Source organism: Arthrobacter sp. YAF16 (assembly GCF_052113385.1).
Classification (GTDB): domain Bacteria; phylum Actinomycetota; class Actinomycetes; order Actinomycetales; family Micrococcaceae; genus Arthrobacter.
Genome location: NZ_JBFRDC010000003.1, coordinates 178,343 through 203,803, shown reverse-complemented (window position 1 = coordinate 203,803; position 25,461 = coordinate 178,343). Strand labels below are relative to the sequence as shown.

The 25,461-nt window shown below is 68.2% G+C and carries 19 protein-coding genes; 10 read left to right on the top strand and 9 right to left on the bottom strand.

All coding sequences use genetic code 11. The features are described 5' to 3' along the window. Nucleotides 1–13: 13 nt before the first annotated feature. Complete coding sequence (locus AB4Y91_RS10135; protein WP_441418350.1) at nucleotides 14–880, bottom strand: DUF1295 domain-containing protein; 867 nt, start codon at nucleotides 878–880, stop codon at nucleotides 14–16. A 157-nt stretch (nucleotides 881–1,037) separates the two neighbouring features. On the opposite strand from AB4Y91_RS10135, the gene AB4Y91_RS10130 reads away from it, so the two are divergent. Together AB4Y91_RS10130 and AB4Y91_RS10125 are read left to right on the top strand one after the other, a co-directional pair. Then, a complete protein-coding gene (locus tag AB4Y91_RS10130) occupies nucleotides 1,038–1,478 on the top strand; it encodes a DUF2177 family protein (RefSeq protein WP_441418349.1) in 441 nt (146 codons plus the stop codon). 74 nt (nucleotides 1,479–1,552) lie between these two features. Further along, nucleotides 1,553–2,527 carry an aldo/keto reductase gene (locus AB4Y91_RS10125; RefSeq protein WP_441418348.1) on the top strand — a complete coding sequence of 325 codons (975 nt, stop codon included), beginning with the start codon at nucleotides 1,553–1,555 and terminating at the stop codon, nucleotides 2,525–2,527. Between the two features lie 79 nt (nucleotides 2,528–2,606). Here AB4Y91_RS10125 and AB4Y91_RS10120 read toward each other — a convergent pair whose 3' ends face one another. Next, complete coding sequence (locus AB4Y91_RS10120) at nucleotides 2,607–3,671, bottom strand: adenosine deaminase (RefSeq protein ID WP_441418347.1); 1,065 nt, start codon at nucleotides 3,669–3,671, stop codon at nucleotides 2,607–2,609. Nucleotides 3,672–3,719: 48 nt separating this feature from the next. Here AB4Y91_RS10120 and uvrA point away from each other — a divergent pair, with 48 nt between their 5' ends. Further along, nucleotides 3,720–6,266 carry an excinuclease ABC subunit UvrA gene (uvrA, locus tag AB4Y91_RS10115; protein WP_441418346.1) on the top strand — a complete coding sequence of 849 codons (2,547 nt, stop codon included), beginning with the start codon at nucleotides 3,720–3,722 and terminating at the stop codon, nucleotides 6,264–6,266. A gap of 14 nt (nucleotides 6,267–6,280) precedes the next feature. Here uvrA and AB4Y91_RS10110 read toward each other — a convergent pair whose 3' ends face one another. Further along, complete coding sequence (locus tag AB4Y91_RS10110; RefSeq protein ID WP_441418345.1) at nucleotides 6,281–6,853, bottom strand: hypothetical protein; 573 nt, start codon at nucleotides 6,851–6,853, stop codon at nucleotides 6,281–6,283. 145 nt (nucleotides 6,854–6,998) lie between these two features. On the opposite strand from AB4Y91_RS10110, the gene AB4Y91_RS10105 reads away from it, so the two are divergent. The 6 genes from AB4Y91_RS10105 to AB4Y91_RS10080 all read left to right on the top strand — a co-directional run bounded on the left by AB4Y91_RS10105 (nucleotide 6,999) and on the right by AB4Y91_RS10080 (nucleotide 12,524). Next, nucleotides 6,999–7,901, top strand: a complete 903-nt coding sequence (locus AB4Y91_RS10105; RefSeq protein WP_441418344.1) for an MSMEG_6728 family protein — start codon at nucleotides 6,999–7,001, stop codon at nucleotides 7,899–7,901. A gap of 160 nt (nucleotides 7,902–8,061) precedes the next feature. Continuing rightward, nucleotides 8,062–8,952, top strand: a complete 891-nt coding sequence (locus tag AB4Y91_RS10100; protein WP_441418343.1) for an SDR family oxidoreductase — start codon at nucleotides 8,062–8,064, stop codon at nucleotides 8,950–8,952. A gap of 56 nt (nucleotides 8,953–9,008) precedes the next feature. Continuing rightward, complete coding sequence (locus tag AB4Y91_RS10095; RefSeq protein WP_441418342.1) at nucleotides 9,009–9,398, top strand: DUF1622 domain-containing protein; 390 nt, start codon at nucleotides 9,009–9,011, stop codon at nucleotides 9,396–9,398. Nucleotides 9,399–9,460: 62 nt separating this feature from the next. Continuing rightward, complete coding sequence (locus AB4Y91_RS10090; RefSeq protein WP_441418341.1) at nucleotides 9,461–10,240, top strand: isocitrate lyase/PEP mutase family protein; 780 nt, start codon at nucleotides 9,461–9,463, stop codon at nucleotides 10,238–10,240. Nucleotides 10,241–10,254: 14 nt separating this feature from the next. After that, nucleotides 10,255–10,980 (top strand): YqjF family protein, encoded by a 726-nt coding sequence (locus AB4Y91_RS10085; RefSeq protein WP_441418340.1) that lies wholly within the window; start codon nucleotides 10,255–10,257, stop codon nucleotides 10,978–10,980. Between the two features lie 89 nt (nucleotides 10,981–11,069). Next, on the top strand, nucleotides 11,070–12,524 hold the full coding sequence (locus AB4Y91_RS10080; RefSeq protein ID WP_441418339.1) for a DUF222 domain-containing protein: 1,455 nt from the start codon (nucleotides 11,070–11,072) through the stop codon (nucleotides 12,522–12,524). 760 nt (nucleotides 12,525–13,284) lie between these two features. On the opposite strand, the gene AB4Y91_RS10075 is transcribed toward AB4Y91_RS10080, so the two are convergent. The 6 genes from AB4Y91_RS10075 to AB4Y91_RS10050 form a co-directional block, all read right to left on the bottom strand. Then, nucleotides 13,285–14,763: a glycosyltransferase family 39 protein gene (locus AB4Y91_RS10075; protein ID WP_441418338.1), complete on the bottom strand. Its 1,479-nt coding sequence runs from the start codon at nucleotides 14,761–14,763 to the stop codon at nucleotides 13,285–13,287. Between the two features lie 70 nt (nucleotides 14,764–14,833). After that, nucleotides 14,834–16,666 (bottom strand): gamma-glutamyltransferase family protein, encoded by a 1,833-nt coding sequence (locus AB4Y91_RS10070; protein WP_441418337.1) that lies wholly within the window; start codon nucleotides 16,664–16,666, stop codon nucleotides 14,834–14,836. Nucleotides 16,667–16,669: 3 nt separating this feature from the next. Then, nucleotides 16,670–16,813, bottom strand: a complete 144-nt coding sequence (locus AB4Y91_RS10065) for an MFS transporter small subunit (protein WP_441418336.1) — start codon at nucleotides 16,811–16,813, stop codon at nucleotides 16,670–16,672. Nucleotide 16,814: 1 nt separating this feature from the next. After that, nucleotides 16,815–18,209 (bottom strand): OFA family MFS transporter, encoded by a 1,395-nt coding sequence (locus AB4Y91_RS10060; RefSeq protein WP_441418335.1) that lies wholly within the window; start codon nucleotides 18,207–18,209, stop codon nucleotides 16,815–16,817. A 157-nt stretch (nucleotides 18,210–18,366) separates the two neighbouring features. Then, a complete protein-coding gene (locus tag AB4Y91_RS10055) occupies nucleotides 18,367–20,778 on the bottom strand; it encodes a Tex family protein (protein WP_441418334.1) in 2,412 nt (803 codons plus the stop codon). 23 nt (nucleotides 20,779–20,801) lie between these two features. Continuing rightward, on the bottom strand, nucleotides 20,802–21,446 hold the full coding sequence (locus tag AB4Y91_RS10050) for an SOUL family heme-binding protein (protein WP_441418333.1): 645 nt from the start codon (nucleotides 21,444–21,446) through the stop codon (nucleotides 20,802–20,804). Nucleotides 21,447–21,600: 154 nt separating this feature from the next. Here AB4Y91_RS10050 and AB4Y91_RS10045 point away from each other — a divergent pair, with 154 nt between their 5' ends. Then, a complete protein-coding gene (locus AB4Y91_RS10045; protein ID WP_441418332.1) occupies nucleotides 21,601–25,275 on the top strand; it encodes a TM0106 family RecB-like putative nuclease in 3,675 nt (1,224 codons plus the stop codon). The last annotated feature ends 186 nt before the right edge of the window (nucleotides 25,276–25,461 follow it).

Below are 25,461 nucleotides of genomic sequence, written 5' to 3'. Positions count from 1 at the left end.
TGCCGCTGTGCGGCTAGATCCGGGGGATCAGCACCGGGGTGTTCTTCTTGTACGCCTCGTAGTCGGCCTGGCCGCCCCACTTGGTGTCGGCTTTCTTTTCGAGATGCGGTACGCCGCTGACCTTGGTGATCAACAGAGCCACGAACACCGGTGAGATGAGGGCAACCCACTGCCAACCTTGCAGTGTGGGCAAGGCAATGATCGCGACGCCGACCCAGAGCAGGATCTCGCCAAAGTAGTTCGGGTGCCGGGACTTCGCCCACAAACCTGTCGAGATGAACTTGCCCTTGTTGGCGGGGTCCGCACTGAACCGGGACTTCTGGGAGTCCGCCAAAACCTCGCAGCCGAAGCCCGCCACCCACACCAGGAGGCCGGCTACGGCGAAGCCATCCAGCGCTACCCGGTTCGCGGATGTCATGGCCACCCACGCGGCAGCGGCGGTGAACGCCACCCAAATGCCCTGCATGGTCCAGACACTGAGGAAGCGGACAAAGGAGGGCTTGATGTCGTCAAAACGGTCATCCTTGCCGGCCCGGCTGATCCGACGGAACAGGAACGTACCCAGCCGGACCGCCCAGACAAGCACCAAACCCGCGAGCAACAATCCCCGCGCGTCGATGCCCGGAGTGAGCAGGACGAGCAGCAGCGTGACGGCGATGTAGCTCAGCGACCCGGTCAGGTCGAAAAACTTTTCCGTCTGCGCCAGGAACGCCGGAATGAACGCCAGCCACTGGATCAGGAAAGCGGCCCCGACGGCCAGCGCGAAAACGGGAATCCCGCCGGCCACGGCGCCGCCCTGGCTGCCGGCAACCGCCAGCAGCGCCCCAATCACGACAACCCCGGGAATGCTGGCGAGGGCTTTGCGGTCCGAGTCTTTCATCAGGATGTTCCTTTCACAGGCGTCGCCAAGCGCTGGCGCTCCGGGGCGGGGAACCCCGCCACCATCAGTATTGTTCAATACTGGAGAATCGCAGCCCTGACTGGCCGCCGCCTATACTTCGGGGAACGCCAGCACCTTGCCGACAAGAGGAGCCACCATGACCGGTCCCACCAAGAAGTGGCTGCTCGCTTACGCAGTTGCCGCCGTCATCTTTGCCGGCATCGACGCCCTCTGGATCAGCACCGTGGCGAACAACCAATACCGCAGCCAGATCGGGCACCTGCTCCCCGCCAGCTTCAACGTCCTGGGCGCGGTGCTGTTCTACGTCGTCTACGTCGTGGGCATAGTGCACTACGGCATCCGCCCCAACGATCCCAATGCCACACTGCGGAGCCGGGCGGCCGGGGCGGCGCTGTTCGGTTTCTTCACCTACGCAACCTGGGCCCTGACCGCGTTCGCGATCCTCAAGGACTTCCCCGCCGTGGTGGCATTGACCGACATCGTTTGGGGAGCCGCGGTGTGTGCGGCCGTCACCGCTCTCACTGCCCTGCTGCTGCGGCTGGGCAAACCCGTTGCCCACGGCAAACAAGCTGGCTAGAGTGGGTTGATCGCCGCCGCCCCCGCTCGCTCGGGGCTGATCTGCGGCACTCCCCTCTGGTTCAGGAGATCTCCATGGAATCACGCACCCTCGGCTCACTCACCGTCTCCGCCCTTGGGCTCGGCTGCATGGGCATGAGCGAGTTTTACGGCCAAGGCGACGAAAAGGAGTCCGTCGCCACCATCCATGCCTTCCTCGACGCGGGCGGAACGCTGCTGGACACCGCGGACATGTACGGCCCGTTCACCAATGAAAAGCTGGTAGGCAGCGCGATCGCCGGACGCCGCGACGACGTCGTCCTCGCCACCAAGTTCGGCAACGAACGCCGCGAGGACGGTTCGTGGGTCCGCATCAACGGCACGCCCGAGTACGTCCGGGCCGCGTGCGACGCGAGCCTGCAGCGCCTCGGTGTCGACCACATCGACCTGTACTACCAGCACCGGGTGGACAAGACCGTGCCGATCGAGGAAACCGTCGGCGCCATGGCCGAGCTGGTCCAGGCCGGCAAGGTCAAGCACCTGGGCCTCTCCGAAGCCAGCGCCGACACCGTCCGCCGCGCCCACGCCGTGCACCCGATTACCGCGCTGCAGACCGAATACTCTTTGTGGGAGCGCGAGCCGGAGACCAAGATCTTCCCGGTCCTCGCCGAACTCGGCATCGGCTTCGTCCCCTACAGCCCGCTGGGCCGCGGCTTCCTCACCGGCCAACTGCGCAGCGAGGAAGACTTCGCTGAGGACGATTTCCGCCGCCACTCGCCGCGTTTCCAGGGCGAGAACTTCACCCGCAACCTCGAGCTTGTGGACCGGGTGACGGAACTCGCCACGGAGAAGGGCTGCACCCCGGCGCAGCTGGCCCTCGCGTGGCTGCTGGCGCAGGGCGAGCACATCGTGCCGATCCCCGGGACGAAGAAGCGCGAACGGCTGCGGGAGAACCTGGGCGCCGTCGACGTCGAACTCTCCGAGAACGACCTCGCCCGGCTCGATGAGCTGGCTCCGGCCGGCGTCGCCGCTGGCGCGCGCTACCCGCACATGGACAGCATCGACGTCTGAGACCACAACGCGGGGTCACTTACGGCCCATCCCCAGGGGTGGCATGGGCCGTAAGTGATCCCGCGTTGCGTCAAGGGCTTTAGCGTCCCGAGGCTGCCAGTTCGGCCAGCAGCTCGGTTTTGCGTTCCTCGCTCGCGAAGGAGGACCGGATGGAGTTGGCGGCGAGCCGCACGCAGTCGAACTCGGAGAGCCCGATCACGGACTTGAGCTGGGCAAAGTTCTCATCCACGTACCCGCCGAAGTAGGCCGGGTCGTCCGAGTTCACACTGACGTTGAGCCCGGCCGCGAGCATGCCCGGCAGCGGGTGCTCGGCCAGGGTGTCGACCGCGCGGAGCCGGACGTTGGAGAGCGGGCAGACGGTCAGCGGCATGAGTTCGTTGACCAGGCGTTCCACCAGCTCTGGGTCCTCCATGCAGCGGATGCCGTGGTCGATCCGTTCCACGCCCAGCACGTCCAGCACCTCGATGATGTACGACGGCGGGCCCTCCTCGCCGGCGTGCGCGATGCGGTGCAGTCCGGCCTCCTTGGCGCGGGCAAAGAGCCGTTCGAACTTCGACGGCGGGTTGCCCACCTCCGCCGAGTCCAGCCCGATGCCGGCGATCGGCGCGTCCATCGCCAGCAGTTGCTCCAGCACCTCCAGCGCCGACTCTTCGGAGAGGTCGCGCAGGAACGCGGCGATGAGCAGGGTGGAGACGCCGAACTCCTGCGCGGAGGTGGCCAGCACGGAGGCCACGCCGTTCACGCACGTCGCCAGCGACACGCCGCGGGACAGGTGCGCCTGCGGATCCAGCATGATCTCGGCGTGCCGCACCCCGGCTGTGGCGGCGCGCGCCAGGTACGCGCGGGTCATATCGGCGAAGTCCTGCTCGGTCTGCAGCACGGCCATGTTGGCATAGTAGAGATCCAGGAACGACTGCAGGTCCGTGAACTCGTACCGCGCGCGCAGCTCGTCCAGGTCCGCGTAGGGCAGCGCGATCCCGTTTCGTTCCGCGAGCGCGAAGATCAGTTCCGGCTCCAACGTGCCCTCGATATGCAGGTGCAGCTCGGCCACGGGCAGCGCGGCATGGACTCCTGCCGGGACCTCCGCGAACTCGGGGACGCCCTCAGCCTGGGCCGCGTCGACGCCGCCATTGTTAGTTTCCATTCGGTAAGGATATGCCTGCCGGAAGCAAGGACGGATAGAGTCGAACAGATGCAGAATAATCAGCAGGCTTCCGATCTTGCCGGCCTGGCGCCGGACCGCCCCACGGATGGTTTCGTCCGGGTCCGCGGCGCCCAGGAAAACAACCTGCGCAACGTGGACGTGGACGTGCCCCGCGACGCGATTGTCGCCTTCACCGGCGTCTCCGGCTCCGGGAAGTCCTCCCTGGCCTTCGGCACCATCTACGCCGAGGCCCAGCGCCGCTACTTCGAATCTGTGGCGCCCTACGCCCGGCGGCTGATCCAGCAAGGCCACAACCCCAAGGTTGAGCTGATCACCGGGCTGCCGCCCGCCGTCGCGCTCCAGCAGCGCCGCGGCACCCCCAGCTCCCGTTCCACCGTGGGCACGGTCACCACGCTGTCCAACTCGCTGCGGATGCTCTTCTCCCGCGCCGGCAGCTACCCCGACGGCGCCGCATCGCTGGACTCGGACGCGTTCTCCCCCAATACCGCGGCCGGCGCCTGCCCCGAATGCCACGGCCTCGGCATCGCGCACACGGTCAGCGAATCCTCGCTGGTCCCGGACACCTCGCTGAGCATCCGCGACGGCGCCATCGCCGCGTGGCCCGGCGCCTGGCAGGGCAAGAACCTGCGCGACATCCTCACCCACCTGGGTTACGACGTCGATACCCCCTGGCGGAAGCTGCCCAAGAAGGACCGCGACTGGATCCTCTTCACCGAGGAACAGCCCGTGGTGGAGGTGACGCCGCAGCGCGACCGGGTGGCCAAGCCGTACAAGGGCCGCTTCTGGAGCGCCCGCAGCTACGTCCTGCACACGCTCGCGGACTCCAAGAGCAGCACCATGCGCGAGAAGGTGCTGCGCTTCATGGAAACCGGCCCGTGCCCGCGCTGCGGCGGCAGCGGGCTGCGTCCCGAGGCGCTTGCCGTGACGTTCGCGGGCAAGACCATCGCCGAGCTCAACGCGGTGCCGATGACCGAGCTGGCCGCGATTATCCGCCCCACCACCGAGCTCACGTCCGCGGGCACGGCGTCGCGGAAGCAGTCCTCGGGCGAGTCCAACGAGGTGGCTGTTGCCATCACCCGCGACCTGCTCCAGCGCGTCACCGTGCTGCTGGACCTGGGCCTGGGCTACCTCGCGCTGGGCCGTTCCACCCCCACCCTCTCCCCCGGCGAGATGCAGCGGCTGCGGATCGCCACCCAGCTGCGCTCCGGGCTGTTCGGCGTGATCTACGTGCTCGATGAGCCCTCCGCGGGCCTGCACCCGGCCGACGCTGAGCCCCTGCTCGCGGTGCTGGACCAGCTCAAGTCCTCCGGCAACTCGGTGTTCGTCGTCGAGCACAACATGGACGTGGTGCGCCGGGCCGACTGGCTGGTGGACGTGGGCCCGCGCGCCGGCGAAGGCGGCGGCGAGGTGCTCTACAGCGGCCCGGTGGCCGGCCTCGCCGAAGTGGAAGCCTCCGTCACCCGGCCCTACCTGTTCCCGGATGCTGCCGGCAAGGCGGACGACGGCGGCCCGCGGGCCCGTCGGGAGGCGGCCGGCTGGCTGGAGTTGCGCGACATCAGCCGCCACAACCTGCAGGAGCTCGATGCCAGCTTCCCGCTCGGTGTCCTGACCGCCGTCACCGGCGTCTCCGGCTCCGGCAAGTCGACCCTGGTCAGCCAGGTCCTCGCCGAGGTGGCCAATTCCTGGCTGCACCCGGACTCTGACGCCGTCACCACAGAGGAAGCAGCCGACGACGCCGGGGAGCCCAGCGCCCCGCTGAGCGTGGGTCCCGTGTCCGGGCTGGAGCAGATCGACCGGCTGGTGAAGGTGGACCAGAAGCCGATCGGACGGACCCCGCGCTCCAACCTGGCCACCTACACCGGGCTGTTCGACGCCGTCCGCAAGGAGTTCGCGGCCACGGACGAGGCCAAAGCCCGTGGTTTCGGCGCCGGACGTTTCTCCTTCAATGTGGCCGGCGGACGCTGTGAAACCTGCCAGGGCGAGGGCTTTGTGGCCGTCGAGCTGCTGTTCCTGCCCGGCAGCTACGGCCCCTGCCCGGAATGCCATGGCTCGCGCTACAACCCGGAGACTCTGGAAGTAACTTACCGCGGCAAGAACGTGGCGGAAGTGCTGGGCATGACGGTCAACGCGGCGGCCGATTTCCTCACCGAGGTGCCCGCCGCCGCGCGCGCCCTGCAGACCCTGCGCGAAGTCGGGCTGGGCTACCTCCGGCTAGGCCAGCCCGCCACCGAGCTTTCCGGCGGCGAGGCCCAGCGCATCAAGCTCGCCACCGAGCTGCAGCGTGCCCAGCGCGGTCACTCGCTCTATCTGCTGGATGAGCCCACCACGGGACTGCACCCGGCCGACGTCGAACTCCTGATGGCCCAGCTGCACCGGCTGGTGGACGCCGGCAACACCGTCGTGGTGGTGGAGCACGAGATGGACGTCGTGGCCGCCGCGGACTGGGTGATCGATCTGGGACCGGCCGGCGGCGACGCCGGCGGCAAGATCATCGCCGCCGGGGAACCCGCCGTCGTCGCGCGCTCCAAAACAAGCAGGACCGCCCCGTACCTCGGGGCGGTCCTGAAGGGCTAGAGCCGGAACGGGCGTCAGGCAGTCTTGGGGAGTTCGCGGATGATGCGGACCTTCCACGCGGCGTCGTCGCTGGTGTCCAGCAGGGCCACGGTGCCCTGCGCAAGGTGCAACGCGACGCGCTTGGCGGCGAGCAGTTCCAGGTAGAGCTGTTCGTTCATCCGGGCCGGGGTGTCGATCACATACTTCACCGCGTCGCGGACCTTGCGGTAGTTGTCGCTGCGCTCCCGGTGCAGGTGGAGCTCGAGCAGCCGGCGCTGCCGCAGCCGCGGCTCGTGCCGGTTCAGCCATGACACGGCCGCGTGCACGGCCACCACGAGGGTCAGCGAGATGGCGTAGATTTCCCAGCCGCTGGAGAGCAGGAAGAGCGGCAGGTTGGCGATTGCGACGAGGGCGATGAAAAGGCGGAACGCGAGCAGGCGGCGCATGGTCAGGGCCACCGAGGCCAGGGCCGCGCGGAAACCGCTCTGCTCCTTGCGGGCCGCGGCAGGGTCCAGGGTGAATTCTTCGAGGACCAGGATTCCGTTGGCTTCCGGGCCGAGCATTTGTCCGTACTTGGGCGCAAAGGGCGCCGCTGCTTCAAGGGTCATGGCGGGTCTTCCGTGCGGCTGGGGTGGTTGGGCTAAATGATAAATCCCGAGGCTGGGAGCTGTCTGTAGGTATCCGCGATGTGAACACGCTCACCCGCGGCGCCCAGCAATTGGCGTTGCGGGCCCGTGGCCTCAAACTGGAGAGATGCAGACTTTCCTCCCCTTCCCCGATTTCCAGCAGAGCGCCGCGGCCCTTGACCCCGCGCGGCTCGGCAAGCAGCGCGTTGAGGCGCTGCAGATGCTGCGCGCGCTGGTGATTCCCGAGTACGGCTGGCAGTCCCACCCGGCCGTCCGGATGTGGATGGGCCACGTCCCCGCTTTGACGATGTACGGCCTGGCCATGGTGGACGAATGGACCGCCCGCGGCGGCGAAGACACCACCCGGGAGAAGATCATGGAGTTCGCTCCGCAAGCCGCGCACCCGGACTACGCCGCCAAGATCCCGATGCCGTACTGGCTGGGGAACCCGGACTTCCACGCCAGCCACCGCTCCCGGCTGCTCGCCAAGGACCAGCGGTTCTACACTGCGGTGTTCCCCGGCACGGATCCGGATCTGGAGTACGTGTGGCCTGAACCCAAGCACGAGTTGCTGCCGGAAGATCCCGCAGGAGACCGCATGTGGGTCCTCCGCCTGCCGCTGGGCGATACCGATCCAAAGCAGCTGGACACGATCAGCCTGCCGCCGGTTCGCGGCAAGGCAGCAAACGCCGGGGACGACGAGTACGAGTTCGTCTACGCGGACAACGGGTCGCGCCGGCCGGACAAGAACGCCCGCAAGCGCCCCGCCAAGCCACTGGTGAAGAAGCCCACCCGCAAGCGCCAGGCCCAGGAAGAGGCGTTCACCACGCTGCCAGGGAAATCCGTCGTGGCGATCCCGCTCGAGGGCGGCCGCTCCTTCGCCGTCGGCGAGGTCCAGGGGCGTCCGATCACGGTGGACGGCGTGTTTGCACGCAACTTCCAGGTCAACGAGGTCCTGGCCCGCCGGGACTTCGACTACCCGGCGCTGCTGCAGGATCCCCGGGCGTTCTTCCCGATCCCGGCACGGTAGCGCGGTAGTTCGGGGCGCGCGGTTAGCGGCTCCGGGCGACTCTCCTGCTCGCGGGTTCGGTCCGCCGTCGGCGCTTCCGAACGTCGAGCCCGAACGAAACCCGCGAGGGGCGGCTCCGTCGCTCACCGCGCTGCCCGCATTTACTGGCAGACTGGCCCGTATGACTGTACTGCTGGCCGGTTGCGGCGATCTGGGTACCGAAGCCGGCCTGCGCTTTGCCGCGGCCGGCCACCGCGTGGTGGGCTGGCGGCGCTCCCCGGGGAAGCTGCCGACGGCGATAGAGGGCGCCGCGGTTGACCTGACTTCCGGCGAACTGCCGCCGGTCCCGGCGGACACCACCGCCGTCGTCGTCGCGATTGCGGCGGATTCCCCCACCGAGGAAGCCTACCGGGCGGCCTATGTGGACGGCCTGGCCCGTGTGCTCGACGCCGTGGCCGCTTCCGGTGAGCCGGTCCGCCGGGTGCTGTTCGTGTCCTCCACCGCGGTGTACGGCGACGCCGACGGCGGCTGGGTGGACGAAACGACGACGCCGACCCCCGGCGGGTTCTCCGGCCGCATCATCCGCGAAGCCGAGGACCTGCTCTATACCCGCCTGCGCGGCACCGGGGTTACGCCGGTGGTCCTGCGGCTCGGCGGGATCTACGGACCCGGCCGGACCCGACTGATCGACCAGGTGCGCAGCGGAAACGCCACGGTCCCGGCCGAGTCCCGCTTCACCAACCGGATCCACCGCGACGACGCCGCTGCCGCCATCGTGCACCTGTGCACCATGGCCGCCGAGCCGGCGCCCGTGTACCTGGGCGTGGACAACGAGCCGGCCGAACTTGGCGAGGTGCTGCGGTTCCTGGCCCGCGAGCTGGGGCTCCCGGAGCCAGGGCCTACCGAACCGGCGTCGGGGGCTGCCGGAGCAGGCGGCGGCGAGCCGTCGCGTGGCGGGAACAAGCGCGTCAGCAACGCGCTGCTGCGCGGTACGGGCTTCGAGTTCGAGTATCCGAGCTTCCGCGAGGGCTACCGTGCCATCCTGGCCGGCGTCGGCGAGCGGCACCCCTGACGCGGCGTTTGCTCGCAGGGCACTAGAGTTCACTCCCGACTTTTCCGAGGGGCAGCATGGATTTTCAGCACATCATCGAGACGGTCGGCCGGTTCATGGATTTCGCCGGCGTGGCCATCATGGTCATCGGCGCGCTGGTGTCGATCCCGATGGCTTTGCGGGGGTTCCAGCCACGGCAGCTGCCGTCCGGCTCCGAACCGCTGTCGGTCTACCGTTCCTACCGGCAACTGCTGGGCCGTTCCATCCTGCTCGGCCTCGAGCTGCTGGTGGCGGCCGACATCATCCGGACCGTCGCCGTCACCCCCACCTTCGAGAGCGTGGGCGTGTTGGCCATCATCGTGCTGATCCGGACGTTCCTGAGCTTCTCCCTCGAACTTGAAATCACCGGACGCTGGCCCTGGCAGAAGCAGCCGGCGGTCGCCCAGGCGCCGTCGACGGGCGGCTGACCGGTTCTCCCGAGAGCGGAAAGCCCTTCTCGGCGCTCGCTGGCTCCGGCTAGGCTCGCGAAATGACGAATTCATTTGCCGCCAAAGCCACCGAATTGCTGAGTCTCCACCGCGCGCCCGGGATCCTGCAGGTCATCAACGTCTGGGATGTGATCACCGCGAAGGTCGTCGCCGACGTCCCCGGCACCACTGCCCTGGCAACGGCCAGCCACTCCATTGCTGCTTCGCTGGGTTATGAAGACGGCGAGAAGATCCCACTGGACGAGATGATCGCCGCCGTCGGCCGCATTGCCGCGGCGACCTCCCTGCCGGTCAGCGCCGACCTTGAGTCGGGCTACGGCAACCCGGGCGAGGCCGCCCGCAAGGCGATCGGCGTCGGCATTGTTGGTGCCAACATCGAGGACCAGATGCGGCCGCTCGCGGACGCGGTGACCCAGATGAGTTCCGTGGTGCGGGCGGCCGAGGCCGAGGGCATCGACTTTGTCCTCAACGCCCGCACGGACGCGTTTCTGAAGGGCAAGGACCGGGACCCCGGCGCAGTGCTCGCGGACGCGGTTGAGCGCGGCCGGGCCTTCCTGGACGCCGGCGCCACGACCGTGTTTGTACCCGGGCTGCTGGACGAAGCCACCGTCAAGGCGCTGGTGGACGGCATCGGGTGGAACAAGGTGTCAGTCATCAACGTCCCCGGCTCACTGGCCCCGGCCAAGCTTCAGGAACTCGGCGTCGCCCGCATCTCATACGGTCCGTGGACCCAGCGCGTGGCGCTGACCGCCCTGGCGGATACCGCGGCGGAACTGCTGTCCGGCGGAGAACTTCCGGGCGGTACCCGGGCCCTGAACTAACGGGCCGCGAACCGATGGCAAACGATCCCTGGCCTGCGGCGCCGGAGCTGCCGCGACCGGTCATCATGGACCAGCGGTGGACGGACGCCGTGTTCCTGCACTGGCGCATCCCCGAGGCGGTTGCCGCGAAATTCATGCCGCCCGGCGTTGTTCCGGACCTGTTCGACGGATCGGCTTGGGTGGGACTCATCGGTTTCCGCATGCAGGGCGCCGGCTTGGGCCACGGGCCCGGCATTCCGTACTTCGGCAGCTTCAACGAGATCAACGTGCGGCTCTACTCCCGGGAAGCGGACGGCACGCGGGGCGTGGTTTTCCTGAGCCTGGACGCGTCCCGCCTGGCGGTGGTGCTGGCTGCCCGAGTGGCGGGAATTCCCTATGTGTGGTCCCGGGACCGGTTCAGGGCAACGAACCTGGCGGACCCGTCGACCGGGTATTCGGTGCGCAGGTTTCGGGGCGGGGCACGCAGCGATTTCGCGGTAGTCCCGGAGTCCGACGCCGGAGCAACCGATCCGCTGTCCGTCCACCTCACGGCCCGGTTTGGTTTACATACCCGCTTCCGCGGCAAGACGTTCTACGTTCCGAATACGCACACGCCGTGGCCGCTGTACCCGGCTCGGGTGACGGTGTTGGAGGACCAACTCGTCGCAGCGGCCGGCATCGCTGTGTCGGGGCCGCCCGACTCGGTGTTGTTCTCGCCGGGCGTTCGGACGCAGTTCGGACGGCCGCGGGTTTTGGATTAGGGCGGGCCCGAGTCGAGTTGCGGCCTACCAGTTCGGTGCGCGTTCCGCGGCGGGCTAATAATGTCGGTGGTCGGCAGTTGAATGGGGTTATGGGAATCGGTGCAGCCCTCATCGTTCGTCCGGCCAGTTGGCCGGGCGGTGAGGGGCGCAGCGCTGGTCCTGTTGTTGACGAGGTCCTGGTGCTGCTCCGACGGTTGTGCGCGACGGCGGCCGGGGACGCGGCGCTGCTGGGATTCGCTGAGGCGGCGGAGTTCGCTGGCCGGGTCGAGGAAGTTTCCCGGGCGTTGGAGTATTTGCAGGTCGTTGCCGCGGGGGCCGTGGACCGCACCCGCAAAGAGAGCCCCGATGCGCTCCCGGCCGCCGGTGACGGGTACCGCAGGACCGGGGACTTCCTCCGGGACCGGCTGCAGATCACCGCCGTCGAGGCCCACCGCCGCCTCACCCTCGCCGGCGCCCTGCTGCCCCGCGCCGGGATCACCGGCCAGCCTCTGGCGGCCCTGCACGAGGAACTCGCCGCCGCCGTGGCCGCCGGTACCGTCCCGTCCCGGTCCGCGACCATCATCAGCCAGGCCCTAGAACGCGCCCGGCCGCTCTGCGACCCGGACACGAGTGCCCGGATGGAACACGCCCTGACCCGCACCGCCGCGGAACATGACCCGGATTTCCTGGCCCGGATCGCCCGGCGCTGGATGGACGCAATCGACCAGGACGGCGCCGAACCCGCCGAAGACGTCCTCCGCCAGTTACAGGGCGCGTTCCTCCGCAAACCCCGCCACGGCCTCCAACACCTGGAGATCTTCGCGACCACCGCACAATACGAACACCTGCTGACCGTGATGAACACCGCCACCAACCCCCGCACCACCCCGGGCGCGGCAATCGACGGCAACACCGCAACCGGCACCGCAGCACTCAACGGCGAAGAACCCGACGGGACAGGACCGGGCAGCATGGACCGGCGGTCCCGGCCGCAGAAACTCCTCGACGGACTCGTCGGCGCCTGCAAAGTCGCCCTAAGCTCCGGCGGGCTGCCCGCCGCGGGCGGACTCCGGCCCCAGATCATGGCCACCATCGACTACCGCGACCTCCTCGACCGCCTCCACCAGCGCGCAGAGACCGACACCGGCACCGGGACACTGGCGTTCACCGGACCCGTCACCGCCGCGACCATCCGCACCATCGCCTGCGACGCCGACATCATCCCCGTCCTCCTCGGCTCCCAAGGCCGCCTCCTGGACATCGGCCGTACCACCCGGCTCTTCCCGCCCCACCTCCGCAAAGCCATCACCGCCCGCGACCAAGGCTGCGCCTTCCCCTCCTGCACCATCCCCGCCCCCTGGTGCGAAGCCCACCACATCACCTACTGGTCACAAGGCGGCACCACCTCCGCAGACAACGGAACACTCCTCTGCTCCCACCATCACCACCTGATCCACAAAGAACAATGGACCATCCAACCCCGCCACGGCATCCCCTGGTTTATCCCACCGCCCCACCTCGACCCCCACCAAACACCCCGAAGAAACCACTACTTCAGATCGTGACCGCGGGGTATCGACATACAGGCGACTCGATCATTCGAACTGACCAGGCTCTGGGCTCAGAATGTCCGTTAGTTTCCGAAGGAGCGTACTCTTGTCGTCCGCGACCAGGCCTTATCAAAGCTGCTGAACCGTGGTGTGATGACTACCAGATGGCCTTTGTGATGACAGTTCAGAGGGGAATACTCGTGACACGGGACAGCAGCTTCAATTCTCTTAAGACCAGCCGCTCCCGCACGGCGCAGGCTCAAGTGATCATCGGTGCATTCGTAGCGGCTATCTGCTGGTGGATCGGGCTGACCGGGTATGTCATCGTCGGCGGCCCAGCCAGCGGCGGGGTTGGACTGCTTGTCTTTATCGCAGTACCGGCGGCGGCAACCTTGGGAACTTACCTCGTGGCACGCCGAACCAGACGCTCTGTTAGCTCAGGTTTGTTGCCGGTTCCCCTGCCTGACGTGCACGGATCTTCACGTCCCGGGCGCCATCGTGCAGTTGTGTCGTCCAGTGCATCGACCCGTCAGGGAAATCTCCCGACTTCCAGCCGCCGCGGGCGGAGCCGCTTGGGGACTCGTGATGTCTTGCTCGCCATAGCGGGGTTTGCGGCGGCCCTTTTTTGGTGGATTGGGCTCACCGGCTACCTTGCGGTTGGAGGTGCGGCCAGTGGCGCATCGGGGGCCGCGGTATTCCTCGCCGTACCGGCTGCCGCGACCGCAGGAACGTTTCTGGCGGCTCGCCGTCGCAGTCGCCGTGTGCCTAAATTGACCTAGGGACGAGTGCGCTTGAACTCGGTGACGGACGTCGTCAGCCCCGCAAACTGCCGCTTCGGCGCGTAGCCAATAGCTTCCATTGCCTTGCGCGCGCCGGTCTTGCTGGACACTTCCACAACCCAAACGGTGTCGTATTGGAGAATCCGCTTTTTGGCTGTCTTGACGTCGTAGCGCCGGTCAAATATACGCCCCCATTGGGCGGCCGGAAGAGCCATTGTGGGATCGTTGAGTCGCTCAAAATCGGCCCGGTAGCCCTGGAATGCCATGTCCCGGTCGTTGCTTATTACGAACGCGTCATTCGGGGCGGCGTTCCTCTGGATAGTTTCAGCAATGAAACGGAAGTCATCACTTTCAATGCGCCCATATTCCGTCCGCTGGCCGACATACGACGGCACCGAGATCACGAGGGCGGCGGCCAACACCGCAACCAGCCAGCGTCGATGGACAGGACGTCCGAGCGGCCTGGCCAGCAGCGGAGCGGCAGCCAGCATTGGCAGGGCGGCCAGTTCGAACGAGACATACCGCGGCAGGTAATAGCCGCGCCCGGCGATCGCTGATCCTAGAATCACCAGTGCCAGCGGCAGCACAAGCCATGGCAAGGCCAGCTTCACTGCGAAATGCTTTCGGGCCAGGATTGTGCCGATCAGTGCCGCAACCCAGACGACCGCCGCCAGGCCGTACATCGAAAAGTCCTCGCCCGGCGTCGGTTTGGGGCTGGTGACGAAGTCCTCCGAAACGGAATAGGCGTCGCTGAAGAACTGGATAAAGGCGACCTCGTAAGGTGTGGACGCCCCGATGGGCTGCACCCAAGCTATCTGAAACTGTTGGCGCGAGGCGACGGCGGCGATCAGGGCTGCCGGGACAAGCCACCCTAGCGAGGCCACCGCCATGCCACGCCATTGTCTGCGCAGGCGCCCGTCGACCAGCAGGGTAATCCCGTGCGCCGCGACCAACAGCACGGCGTAAAACGACAAACTAACGGTGAGCAGGCCGGTAAGTCCGTACCAGAGCCACCGCAGTTTGGTCGGGGCTTCGCGGATGAGCACCAGCAGGTAGGTTGCCAGCACAGCCCCCAAAACGGTCATGGCATACGAGCGAGCGTCCGTGGCCACGTACTGGACCCGCGGGAGGATGACGAAGATGACCGCGGCGCTCACTCCGTAGGCGGTCCCCCCGAGCCTGCGGCAGAGTGCCGTCAGCAGTCCAGCGGCCACTGCCACCGCGATCAGGCTGGGCGTGCGCAGCGACAATTCGGACAGCCCGAAAATTCGAGTCCAGCCATACATCAGGCCGTAGTAGGCGCCGTGAACCGCATCCACTTTCCCCAGCATGGTCCAGAGCTCGGGAAAGTCCCGGTTGACCGCGCTGACGGTGGCTGACTCGTCAGTCCAAAAGCTCGGGACGGACACTCCGACCATTGAATAGAAAAAGGTAAGCAACCCCACGATTAAGGGGACGCGGCTGGTTCTACTCACCGGACAATCTAAGCATGGATGCGCAGGTGCATTGGCTGCCCCGCCTGGGGCGTCCAAGCCTCCCTCCGCGCTACCGCCCCGCCGCGTACCCTTGGGCGCCGCGGGGGTTGGCCGCGGCCTGCAGCACCCCCGTCGCGGGGTCCCGCACGACGGCGGACAGCCGGCCGAGGGTCCAGCCGCCGGCCACGGTCACAACGTGCCCGCGGCGCTTCAGCCCCGCGATGACGTCCTCGCCCAGCCGGTCCTCGACCACGGCACCGCCGGGCTCCCAGGTGCGCGGCCAGAACGAGCCGGGCATCGACGTCGTATGGAACGTCGGTGCGTCGATGGCTTGCTGCGGCGAGTAGCCGCCCACGATCGTTCGCAGCAAGTACGGCAGCTGCCACTGGTCCTGCTGGTCACCGCCCGGCGAACCCAGCGCGGTCACGGCGTGCCCCTCCCGGAGGACCAGGGTCGGGGTCAGGGTGGTGCGGGGCCGCTGGCCCGGAGTGAGGGTGGAAGGTGTGCCCGGCTCCAACCAGGTCATCTGCAGGCGGGTGCCGAGGCAGAAACCCAGCTCTGGAATCGCGGGCGAGGACTGCAGCCAGCCGCCGGACGGGGTGGCCGAGACCATGTTTCCCCAGCGGTCCACGACGTCGATGTGGCAGGTGTCGCCGCGGGTTTCCCCGCTCGGCGCTACGGTTGGCTCGCCGACGCCCAGTCCCGCCGGTCCGGACCCCACACCGTTCCGGACCAAAGCTGGCGGCGTGTATTCGGTGCGCAGCTGCGGCAGATAAGGCTCGCGCCCCGGGACCTTCCCGGGCCGGAATTCGTGTGACGCCCGCTCCGTGATCAAATCGCGGCGGCCCGCGCTGTACTCCTCGGACAGCAGGTACTCCAGCGGTACGTCCGTGTCGCCGTAGTACGCCTCGCGGTCGGCCAGCGCCAGCTTCTGGGCCTCCAGGATTGTGTGCGCCCCGAGCTCGGTCGACGGATCGAGATACTGGTCCTCGAACCCGGCGAGGATGGCCAAGGTCTGCAGCAGCGCCGGACCCTGACCCCACGGCCCGGTCTTCGCGATCGTGTGGCCCCGGAAATCGATGGTGGCCGCCGACTCATAGCCTGCTTCGAAGCCGGCCAGGTCGGACACCGCCAGGACGCCCCGGTGGTCGGTCCCAGAGGAGTGCCGGTGCGGGGCCTGCACGGATTCGACCATCGCCCGGGCTACGAAGCCCTCGCGCCATTCCCGGCGGGCAGCATCGATCCGCGCCTCCCGGGACCCGTCGGACCCCAACGCCGAGCCTGCTTCGATGAGCCGCTCCAGCGTCCGGGCGTAGGCAGTGTTGCGGATGACGTCGCCCTCGGCCGGAATCCGGCCGCCGGGCATCCACAGCTCGGCCGAGCTGGGCCAATGCTCCTGGAACAGCTCCGCCACCGCGGCAATCGTGGTGCCGACGCGGCCGAGCACCGGGTGCCCGTCGCGCGCATAGCCGATCGCAAACGCCAGGACCGCGTCCAGTTCCCAGGTACCGTGGTCGCGCAACAACAGGAGCCAGGCGTCGACGGCGGCGGGCACCGCGGCGGCCAGCGCCCCCGAGCCCGGCACCAGGTCCAGCCCTTCGGCGCGGTAGTACTCCACCGTGGCCGCAGCCGGCGCCGGCCCCTGCCCCATCAACACCACTGGCCTGCCGGGTTCGGCCGCCGTCACGAAGACACCCGTCATGTCCCCGCCCGGGCCGTTGAGGTGCGGCTCGACAACGTGCAGCACGAAGGCGCCGGCCGCGGCGGCGTCGAACGCGTTTCCGCCGCGTTCGAGCACCGCCTGCGCTGCCGCCGTCGCGATCCAATGGGTGGATGCACTCATCCCAAAGGTGCCCTGCAAGGTGGGGCGGGTGGTGAACTGCTCAGCCGCGGTGAAGGTCATGGATCAGCCGAACAGCGCCGCCACGCGGGTCAGGGTCTCGTAGACCCCGTAGGCCAGTGGCACGCCGACGAGGGCCCATGCCACCGCGATTTTGCCGGTGGACGCTGTGACCGCCGTCTGTGTACCGGGGGTATGTGCTGTGCTCATCTCAGGCCTCCATGGCGGGTTCTGCAGACCGGTCGCGGTCCGGGCGGGGTTCGTGGAATCGTGCGTCGACCGGCTTGACCAGCAGGTTGGCCACAAAGCCGATCACCAGCAGCGCCACCATGGTCAGCAGCGCGGGCTGGTAGGACGCGGCATTCAGCTGGCCGGGCTTGCCCTGGGCGTCCAGGAAAGCGTTGACGATCAGCGGTCCGGCGACGCCGGCAGCCGACCACGCGGTCAGCAGCCGGCCGTGGATGGCGCCGACCTGGAATGTGCCGAAGAGATCCCGCAGATAGGCCGGAGCCGTCGAGAAGCCTCCGCCGTAGAAGGAGATGATGACAAAGGCGAGCGCCACGTAGAGGACCGTGGTCGAGGAACCGGCGAGGGCCAGCACCGTGTAGAGCAGCGCGCCGACGCCGAGGTACACCATGTAGATGCGCTTCCGGCCGGTCACATCCGAGGTCGCGGACCAGGCAAAGCGCCCGGCCATGTTGCCGATGGAGAGCAATCCCACGAAGCCGGCGGCGACGCCGGCACTGACCAGGGAGACGCCGTCGGACTTCCGGAAGAAGTCCTGGATCATCGGGGCAGCCTGCTCCAGGATGCCGATGCCGGCGGTGACGTTGCAGAACAGTGCGATCCAGACGAGCCAGAACTGCCGGGTCTTGACCGCGTTCTTCGCCGAGACGTTGTCCGTCGTGACCAGCTTTGACGCCTTGACCTTGGCCGGGTCGAAGCCGACGGGCTTCCAGCCGTCGGCTGGCACCTTGATGGTGAAAGCGCCGAAGAGCATGTAGGCGAGGTAGACGACGGCGAGGGTCAGGAAGAGCTTGCCGACCGAGTCACCGCTGGCAATCCAGCCCTTGGCGCCGGAGTTGGGGTCGTACATCTTCAGCAGCGCGGTGGAGACGGGGCTGGCGATCAGCGCGCCGCCGCCGAAGCCCATGATGGCCATGCCGGTGGCGAGTCCCGGGCGGTCCGGGAACCACTTGATCAGGGTGGACACCGGCGAAATGTAGCCGATACCCAGGCCGATGCCGCCGACCACACCGTAGCCGAGGTAGACGAGCCAGAGCTGGTGCGTGAAGATGCCCAGCGAGCCGATCACGAAGCCGCTGGCCCAGAACAAGGCGGACGTGAACATCGCCTTGCGCGGGCCGTTCTTATCCACCCAGGTGCCCATGATCGCGGCGGACAGGCCGAGCATCACGATCGCGATGGAGAAGATCACACCGATCTCGGTCAGGCTGGCGCCGAAGTGTTTGACCAGCGCCGTCTTGTAAACGCTCGTCGCGTACGCCTGGCCGATGCACAGGTGGACGGCGAGCGCCGCGGGCGGCACAAGCCACCGGTTGAACCCCGGCGGGGCAATAGTTCGTTCGCGGTCCAGCCAGCCCATAGTTGCTCCCTTGCGTGTCGAAAGACGCCGATGTCTCGGCGCTCTAGAGGCGAAAGGCCCAAATGCGGGCAGTTGCCTCCGGCAATCATGGTGCAATTCATCAGCAAACGTATCAGTTGTGCGCCGAGCGGTAGGGATTCCGCGATGAGCGGTCAGGTTACTTTCCGAGGCCCGCTTTCCGGAGCGCCTCGGCCATCGCGGTGTTGGCGGGCGCCGACGCCGGGGCCGCCGCCGGGGTCGCTTTGGGGCCAGGCGTGGGTGAGCCCTGCCTAGCCGGGGTCGGCGTGGCGGCGGACCTGGGCTGCGGTGGCTTCGCCTGGCCCCGACGGCCCCGGTCCTGCGAACCTGCCGCGGGTTCGTCGTCGAGCCGGAGCGTCAGTGAGATGCGTTTCCGGTCCGGGTGGGCCTCCAGCACCTTGACCCGTACCACTTGGCCGGACTTGACCACCTCGCGCGGGTCGGCGACGAACCGGTTGGCCAGCGCGGAGACGTGGACCAGCCCGTCCTGGTGCACTCCGACGTCCACGAACGCGCCGAACGCGGCCACATTGGTGACTGTGCCTTCCAACACCATGCCGGGCTTGAGGTCCGAGATCTTCTCGATCCCTTCCCGGAACGTCGCCGCCGCAAACGCGGGCCGCGGGTCCCGGCCTGGTTTTTCCAGCTCGGCCATGATGTCCCGCACGGTCGGCAGCCCGAACGAGCCGTCCACGAAGTCCTGGGGGTTGAGCGCAGCCAGGCCGCCGCCCTGACCGGCGCCCTGACCGGCGCCGGCCGCGGCCTTGATCTTCCGGGCCAGCGGGTACGCCTCCGGATGCACGCTGGAGGCGTCCAGCGGCTCCGCTCCCCCGCTGATCCGCAGGAAGCCGGCGCACTGTTCAAAAGCCTTCGCGCCCAGCCGGGGCACCTTCTTCAGCTCGCTGCGCTTGTTGAACGGACCGTGCTCGTTCCGGTACGCCACGATGTTCTCGCTCAGCAGCGGTCCGACGCCGGCCACCCGGCTCAGCAACGCGGGTGAGGCGGTGTTGACGTCCACCCCGACGGCGTTGACGCAGTCCTCGACGACGGCGTCGAGGCTGCGGTCCAGCTTCGACGCCGTGACGTCGTGCTGGTACTGCCCGACGCCGATCGACTTCGGCTCGATCTTGACCAGTTCCGCGAGCGGATCCTGCAGCCGCCGGGCGATCGACACCGCGCCGCGCAGCGACACGTCCATGCCGGGCAGTTCGGCCGCGGCGAGCGCCGACGCCGAGTACACAGACGCCCCGGCCTCGGACACGACGAGTTTCTGCGGCGCGCCGCCGGCTTCGGCACCGAGCTGTTTGATCAGCTCCGCCGCGAGCTTGTCCGTCTCCCGCGAGGCGGTGCCGTTGCCGATCGCCACGAGTTCAACACCGTGTTTCCGGGCCAGCGCCAGGAGCGTGCGCAGCGCCTCATCCCACTTCCGTGCCGGGGCGTGCGGGTAGACAGTGTCCGTCGCAACCACCTTGCCGGTCCCGTCCACCACGGCGACTTTCACGCCGGTGCGCAGCCCCGGGTCCAGTCCCAGGGTGGCGCGGTTGCCGGCGGGTGCGGCGAGCAGCACGTCCCGGAGGTTGGCGGCAAACACCCGGACGGCCTCGTCCTCGGCCGCGGCGAACATCCGGCTGCGCAGGTCGCCGCTCAGGCGGCTGAGCACCCGCGAGCGCCACGCCTGCTGCGCCGTCTGCAGCAGCCAGGCATCGGCGGGCCGGCCTCGGTCGGCGACCCCAAGGAACTTGGCCACAGCGGCTTCGTACCGGCCGCGGGCGGCGGCCAGGGCGGCGTCGTCGTCCGGTTCCGCTTCGCTGAGATCCAGTTCCAGCACGCCGTCCTTTTCACCGCGCAGCAGCGCGAGGACCCGGTGCGAGGGCATCCCGGAGGGAGCCTGGGAGAACTCGAAGTAGTCCTTGAACTTCTGCCCCTCGGTTTCCTTGCCCTTCTTGACCCGCGACACCATCCGGCCCTGGGTCCAGAGCCGCTCCCGCAGGGTGGCGGCCAGGTCAGCGTCCTGCGCGACGCGCTCGACAAGGATGGACCGGGCTCCGGCCAGCGCAGCGGTGGCGTCACCGATGGCATGTTCTTCGTTCAGGTACCGGGCGGCTTCGCGTTCCGGGTCCAGCTCCGGCCGCTTCAGCAACGAGTCCGCGAGCGGTTCCAGGTCGGCCTCGCGGGCGATCTGGGCCTTGGTGCGCCGCTTCGACTTGAACGGCAGGTAGATGTCCTCCAGCCGCGACTTGGTGTCGGCGGCGACGACGGCGCCCTGCAACTCAGGGGTGAGCGACCCTTGGGCGGCGATTGCTTCCAGAATGGTCCGACGCCGGTCCTCCAGCTCGCGCAGGTAGCGCAGCCGCTCTTCAAGCCCGCGGAGTTGGGTGTCATCCAGGGCGCCGGTGGCTTCCTTGCGGTACCGGGCGATGAACGGCACCGTGGACCCGGCGTCGAGCAGCTCCACGGCCGCTTTCACCTGCCAGGGTTTCACGCCGAGCTCGGCGGCAATCTGGGTTTCAATCGGGGTGGTCACGGCGGGGTGCTGCGGGAGTTGGCTCACCCAGCCATTTTGCCTTACCCGGGTCAGGAGCCGGGCGTTACCGCAGCGTCGGGGGTCTCCTGCACGTCCTGCACGACCTCGTTGTGGCGCAGGAACCACGGCTTGAACGGCGGGTCGAAGCGGGCGAACCTCGGCGGCCCCACCGGCGTCAGCCCGGCCAGGGTCAGCGCCGACTGCAGCCCGTCGTTGCGCCGCGCGAACGCGGTTTCCGAGCCGCTGCCGGAGAAGCGCAGCGCCGCGGCCAGCGAGCCGGGAACGGCCCGGATCCTGACCTCGGGGTCGGTCGGGACCGGAGCGGTTTCTGCGCTCATGCCCGCGGGGAGGACAAAGGCGACCACGAAGTCGGCCGGCGCATCCTTCCCGGGCAACGGGCCGCTTTGGAGCACCGGAGTGGTCATCGCCAGTTTCTGCGAGGGGCCGTGGCCCGAGCTCCCCTGGCCTCCGGCTCCCGGGCCACCGGTCCCCTGGATCACCGGGGCGGTCATCGCCAGCTTCTGCGACGCGCTGTTGCTGCCACTGATGTAGTTGAACAGGTGGCGGAAGGCCGCATTTCCGGCGCGGTCAAAGCTCGCGTTGACCCGGATCTCGGCGACGACGTGCGCGGGATAGCGGCGCAAGTCGAAGTGTGGGTAGCTGCGGACCACCTCGAAGGGTTGTTGTTCGGTCATGGTCTTGCTGACCTTACGCCGCTCCCACGACGACGGCCAGTGTTTGAGTGTCAGAGGGCTTTGGTAGCTTGGCAGAAGAGAGATCGACGGCGTCGGGAGCCGGCCGGTCGGTCAAAATGAGTCAGTCGGCCAGAGCCAAGCAAAGCGGGGCGCAGTGTTTTTTCTTGAACCGGAAGTACCGGGCGCGGCACCGGATCTGGTCTACTCCGCGAGCGACCTTGTGGTGGCCGTCGGCTGCGAGTACCAGCTGCTCCGGAAGCTCGACGAAAAGCTGGGCCGTGCCCCGAAGGCTGACTTCGGCACCGATGAAATGCTCCAGCACGCGGCCATGCTGGGCGACGTTCACGAGCGCAAGGTCCTGGACGGGTTCATGGACGAGTTCGGCACCTGGGACCCCACCCGCGGGCGCGGCGTGTACGACGTCGTTCCCGCCACTGCCATGGACCGCGCCACCTTGGCGGCCAAGCACCACGAGTCCATCGAGGCGCTGCGGGCGGGCGCCGACGTCGTCTTCCAGGCCGCGTTCTTTGACGGCCAGTTCCACGGCCGCTCCGACTTCCTGGTCCGGCAGGCCGACGGCGGCTACGCCGTGTTCGACACGAAACTGGCCCGCCACGCCAAAGTGACCGCCCTGCTGCAGCTCGCCGCCTACGGCGACCAGCTGCTCAAGGAGGGCATCCCCGTGGATCCCGCGGTCACCCTTGTCCTTGGCGCCACGGTGCAATTGGCCGACGGCGGCTACGACTACGTCCGGAGCCACCACAAACTCGCCGAGATCCTGCCGGTCTTCCGGGAACGCCGTGAACGTTTCCTCGGCCTGACGGCCGTGCACATCGCACAGCCAGACGCTGTCCGCTGGGGCGCGGAGGATGTCACCGCCTGCGGCCGGTGCGACTACTGCCAGGAACAGGTCAAGGCCACCGACGATCTGCTCCTGGTGGCCCGGATGAACTCGGTGCAGCGCAAGAACCTCCACGAGCTGGGCATTCACACCGTCACGGAGCTGGCCCAAACTCCGCTCGCCAAGCCGACGCCCACGCTCCTGCGGCTGCAGGAACAGGCCCGGATGCAGAGCGGCGTTGGACCGGCCGACGGGGAAGTGCAGTACCGCAAGGACGGCGAGGAACACACGCTGCGCTACGCCGTGCTCCCGCAGAACACCCTGGCTGAGCTTCCGCCGCCCAGTCCGGGCGACATTTTCTTCGACTTCGAGGGCGATCCACTGTGGCAGGACAGCGCCACCGGGGTGTGGGGACTCGAGTACCTTTTCGGCGTCATCGAGGCGCCCTCCGGGCCAAGCGTTCCGGGCGTGTTCCGGCCGTTCTGGGCGCACAGCCGGGCGGCGGAGAAGCAGGCGTTTCTCGACTTCCTGGACTACGTGGAACAGCGTCGACGGGACTACCCCGATATGCACGTCTACCACTACGCCCCTTATGAGAAGACGGCACTCCGCAAGCTCTCCGTGCTGCATGTGGCCGGCGAAGACATTGTGGATGAGTGGCTCCGCGAAGGCCTGCTGGTGGACCTCTACCAGACGGTCCGGAACAGCATCCGCATCTCGGAAAACTCGTACAGCATCAAGAAGCTCGAGCCGCTCTACATGGGCACGAACCTCCGCACGGGCGACGTAAAGGACGCCGGCGCCTCCGTTGTCGCCTACGCCCACTACTGCGAGGCGCGCGAGGCTGGCAAGGTGGATGAGGCCAGGGCCGAGGACGCCGCGAGGATCCTCGCCGGCATCTCCGACTACAACGAATACGACTGCCTCTCGACGCTGGAGCTGCGGAATTGGCTGCTGCAGCGGGCCAAGGAACGTGGAATCGAGCCGGGCGGGATTGAGCCAGGCGGCACCGGCTCCGGGCCGGGCGGGGACACCGGGTCCGGGTCGGGCGGCGCCGGTTCCGTACCGGCGGGCGCCGGGGACGACGTCGACTCCCCGGCCGCTGCTGCCGCGCTTGGCCCGGCCGAGCTGGCGTTGCTGGCCCTTGCCGAGCCCGGGAGCGGCCTGTCCGAGGAGGATCGCAAGGCCGTCGCCATGCTGGCTGCGGCTGTGAGCTATCACCGCCGGGAGCGCAAGTCCTTCTGGTGGGCGCATTTCGACCGGTGCGAGCAAGGCCCGGCCACGCACGAGCGGGACCGGAACGTCTTCCTTGTCGATTCCGCCGTGATCCTCGACGACTGGCAGCAGGAAGGCCGGAAGCTTCCGGAGCGGCGGGTCCGGCTGACCGGCACTGTGAGCCCCGGCTCGGATTTGCGCGAAGGCAGCAAATGGTTCCGGATGTACGGGCTGCCGCTTCCCGCGGGGCTGGAGGGCACGGGCAAGAACGGTGCCGGTCGAAGCGGCTGGTTCGGCACGGAGGTTCTGGAACTTGGGCACGAGGACGGCAAGGACACCGTCGTCATTCGGGACCGGCTGCACCGAAACGTATCGCCCCACAGCGAGGTGCCCATCGCGCTGACCGAGGACCAGCCGCTGGCCACCAAGAGCCTGGAGCAGGCGTTGGAGTCACTCGTCCACCTGGTAGCCGATGGCTTGCAGTCCGGTTCCATCCCCCGCCACCCTGGCCTTGACCTCGTCCGGCATCTGCCGCCACGGCTGTCCGGCGGCGCGTCATTGCCGCAGCCGGGCGACGGTCCGGACCGCTTCGTCGATGCGATCACCACGGCGGTCTTGGGACTCGACCACTCCTACCTGGCGGTGCAGGGTCCCCCGGGAACCGGCAAGACCCATGTGGGTTCCCACGTCATCGCCCGGCTCGTCGCCCGGGGCTGGAAGGTCGGCGTCGTCGGCCAGTCCCACGCCGTGGTGGAGAACCTGCTGACGACCGCCATCACCAAAGCGGGGGTCAGCCCCGCCCTGGTCGCGAAGGACGTGAAGCACGACAATCCCTTGCCGTGGCAGGCGCGTACCGCCAAGGACGTTGCGGCGCTGCTGAGCGCGCCCGGCGGTGCCCTGGTCGGCGGCACGGCGTGGACCATGACCGGCGCCACCGTCCCGGCCGGCTCACTCGATTTGCTGGTGATCGACGAAGCCGGCCAGTTCTCCCTGGCCAACACGCTCGCGGTCGCCCAGTCCAGCAGCCGGCTGCTCCTGCTGGGCGACCCGCAGCAGCTCCCGCAGGTCAGCCAAGGCAAGCATCCCGAGCCGGTCGACGAGTCGGCGCTGGGCTGGATCTCCGCGGGTCACGCCACCTTGCCGCCGGAGCTTGGCTACTTCCTGGCCGACTCGTGGCGGATGAACTCCGAGCTGTGCCTGGCGGTCTCCGAGCTGTCCTACGAGGGCCGGCTGCGGTCTGCGCCGTCCGCTGACCTCCGGCGACTGGATGGAGTTCCCGCCGGGATCGAAACGGTGATGGTGCCGCACAGCGGCAACACGACGTCGTCCCCGGAGGAAGCCGCCGAAGTCGTCCGGCAGGTGCGGCGCCATCTGGGTCTGGCGTGGCACACTCCGGAGGGGTCGCGCCCTCTTGAGGCCTCGGACATCCTTGTGGTGGCTGCCTACAACGCCCAGGTGAACCTGGTTCGCGAAGCCCTGGACCGGGCCGGACTGTCAGGCGTACGGGTCGGAACCGTGGACAAGTTCCAGGGCCAGGAAGCCGCGGTGGTGATCGTGTCCATGGCGTGTTCGGCGGTGGCCGAGGCGCCCCGGGGCATGGAGTTCCTGCTCTCCCGGAACCGGATCAACGTGGCTGTGTCACGCGGGCAGTGGCGCGCCGTCGTCGTGCGTGCTCCGGAGCTGACAAACTGCCTGCCCACCCATCCGGAAGGCCTGGAGCAGCTGGGCGGCTTCATCGGCCTCTGCCAGCGGTCCGTGTCCCCCGCCCCCTAGGGGACATGCCCATCCTTCCCCCCACCACTAGACATGCCCATCCTTCACACCCACCATTGGACATGCCCGTCCTCTGGGTGCGCCACGATACATGCCCCTCGCCTCCGAGCTGCTCCGGGGGACATGCCCATCCTTCACACCCACCATTGGACATGCCCGTCCTCTGGGTGCGCCACGGTACATGCC

Bases quoted from the DNA above. Each gene is read 5' to 3' on its own strand.
- AB4Y91_RS10135 (WP_441418350.1), bottom strand. From the start codon at position 880: ATGAAAGACTCGGACCGCAAAGCCCTCGCCAGCATTCCCGGGGTTGTC.
- AB4Y91_RS10130 (WP_441418349.1), top strand. From the start codon at position 1,038: ATGACCGGTCCCACCAAGAAGTGGCTGCTCGCTTACGCAGTTGCCGCC.
- AB4Y91_RS10125 (WP_441418348.1), top strand. From the start codon at position 1,553: ATGGAATCACGCACCCTCGGCTCACTCACCGTCTCCGCCCTTGGGCTC.
- AB4Y91_RS10120 (WP_441418347.1), bottom strand. From the start codon at position 3,671: ATGGAAACTAACAATGGCGGCGTCGACGCGGCCCAGGCTGAGGGCGTC.
- uvrA (WP_441418346.1), top strand. From the start codon at position 3,720: ATGCAGAATAATCAGCAGGCTTCCGATCTTGCCGGCCTGGCGCCGGAC.
- AB4Y91_RS10110 (WP_441418345.1), bottom strand. From the start codon at position 6,853: ATGACCCTTGAAGCAGCGGCGCCCTTTGCGCCCAAGTACGGACAAATG.
- AB4Y91_RS10105 (WP_441418344.1), top strand. From the start codon at position 6,999: ATGCAGACTTTCCTCCCCTTCCCCGATTTCCAGCAGAGCGCCGCGGCC.
- AB4Y91_RS10100 (WP_441418343.1), top strand. From the start codon at position 8,062: ATGACTGTACTGCTGGCCGGTTGCGGCGATCTGGGTACCGAAGCCGGC.
- AB4Y91_RS10095 (WP_441418342.1), top strand. From the start codon at position 9,009: ATGGATTTTCAGCACATCATCGAGACGGTCGGCCGGTTCATGGATTTC.
- AB4Y91_RS10090 (WP_441418341.1), top strand. From the start codon at position 9,461: ATGACGAATTCATTTGCCGCCAAAGCCACCGAATTGCTGAGTCTCCAC.
- AB4Y91_RS10085 (WP_441418340.1), top strand. From the start codon at position 10,255: ATGGCAAACGATCCCTGGCCTGCGGCGCCGGAGCTGCCGCGACCGGTC.
- AB4Y91_RS10080 (WP_441418339.1), top strand. From the start codon at position 11,070: ATGGGAATCGGTGCAGCCCTCATCGTTCGTCCGGCCAGTTGGCCGGGC.
- AB4Y91_RS10070 (WP_441418337.1), bottom strand. From the start codon at position 16,666: ATGACCTTCACCGCGGCTGAGCAGTTCACCACCCGCCCCACCTTGCAG.
- AB4Y91_RS10065 (WP_441418336.1), bottom strand. From the start codon at position 16,813: ATGAGCACAGCACATACCCCCGGTACACAGACGGCGGTCACAGCGTCC.
- AB4Y91_RS10060 (WP_441418335.1), bottom strand. From the start codon at position 18,209: ATGGGCTGGCTGGACCGCGAACGAACTATTGCCCCGCCGGGGTTCAAC.
- AB4Y91_RS10050 (WP_441418333.1), bottom strand. From the start codon at position 21,446: ATGACCGAACAACAACCCTTCGAGGTGGTCCGCAGCTACCCACACTTC.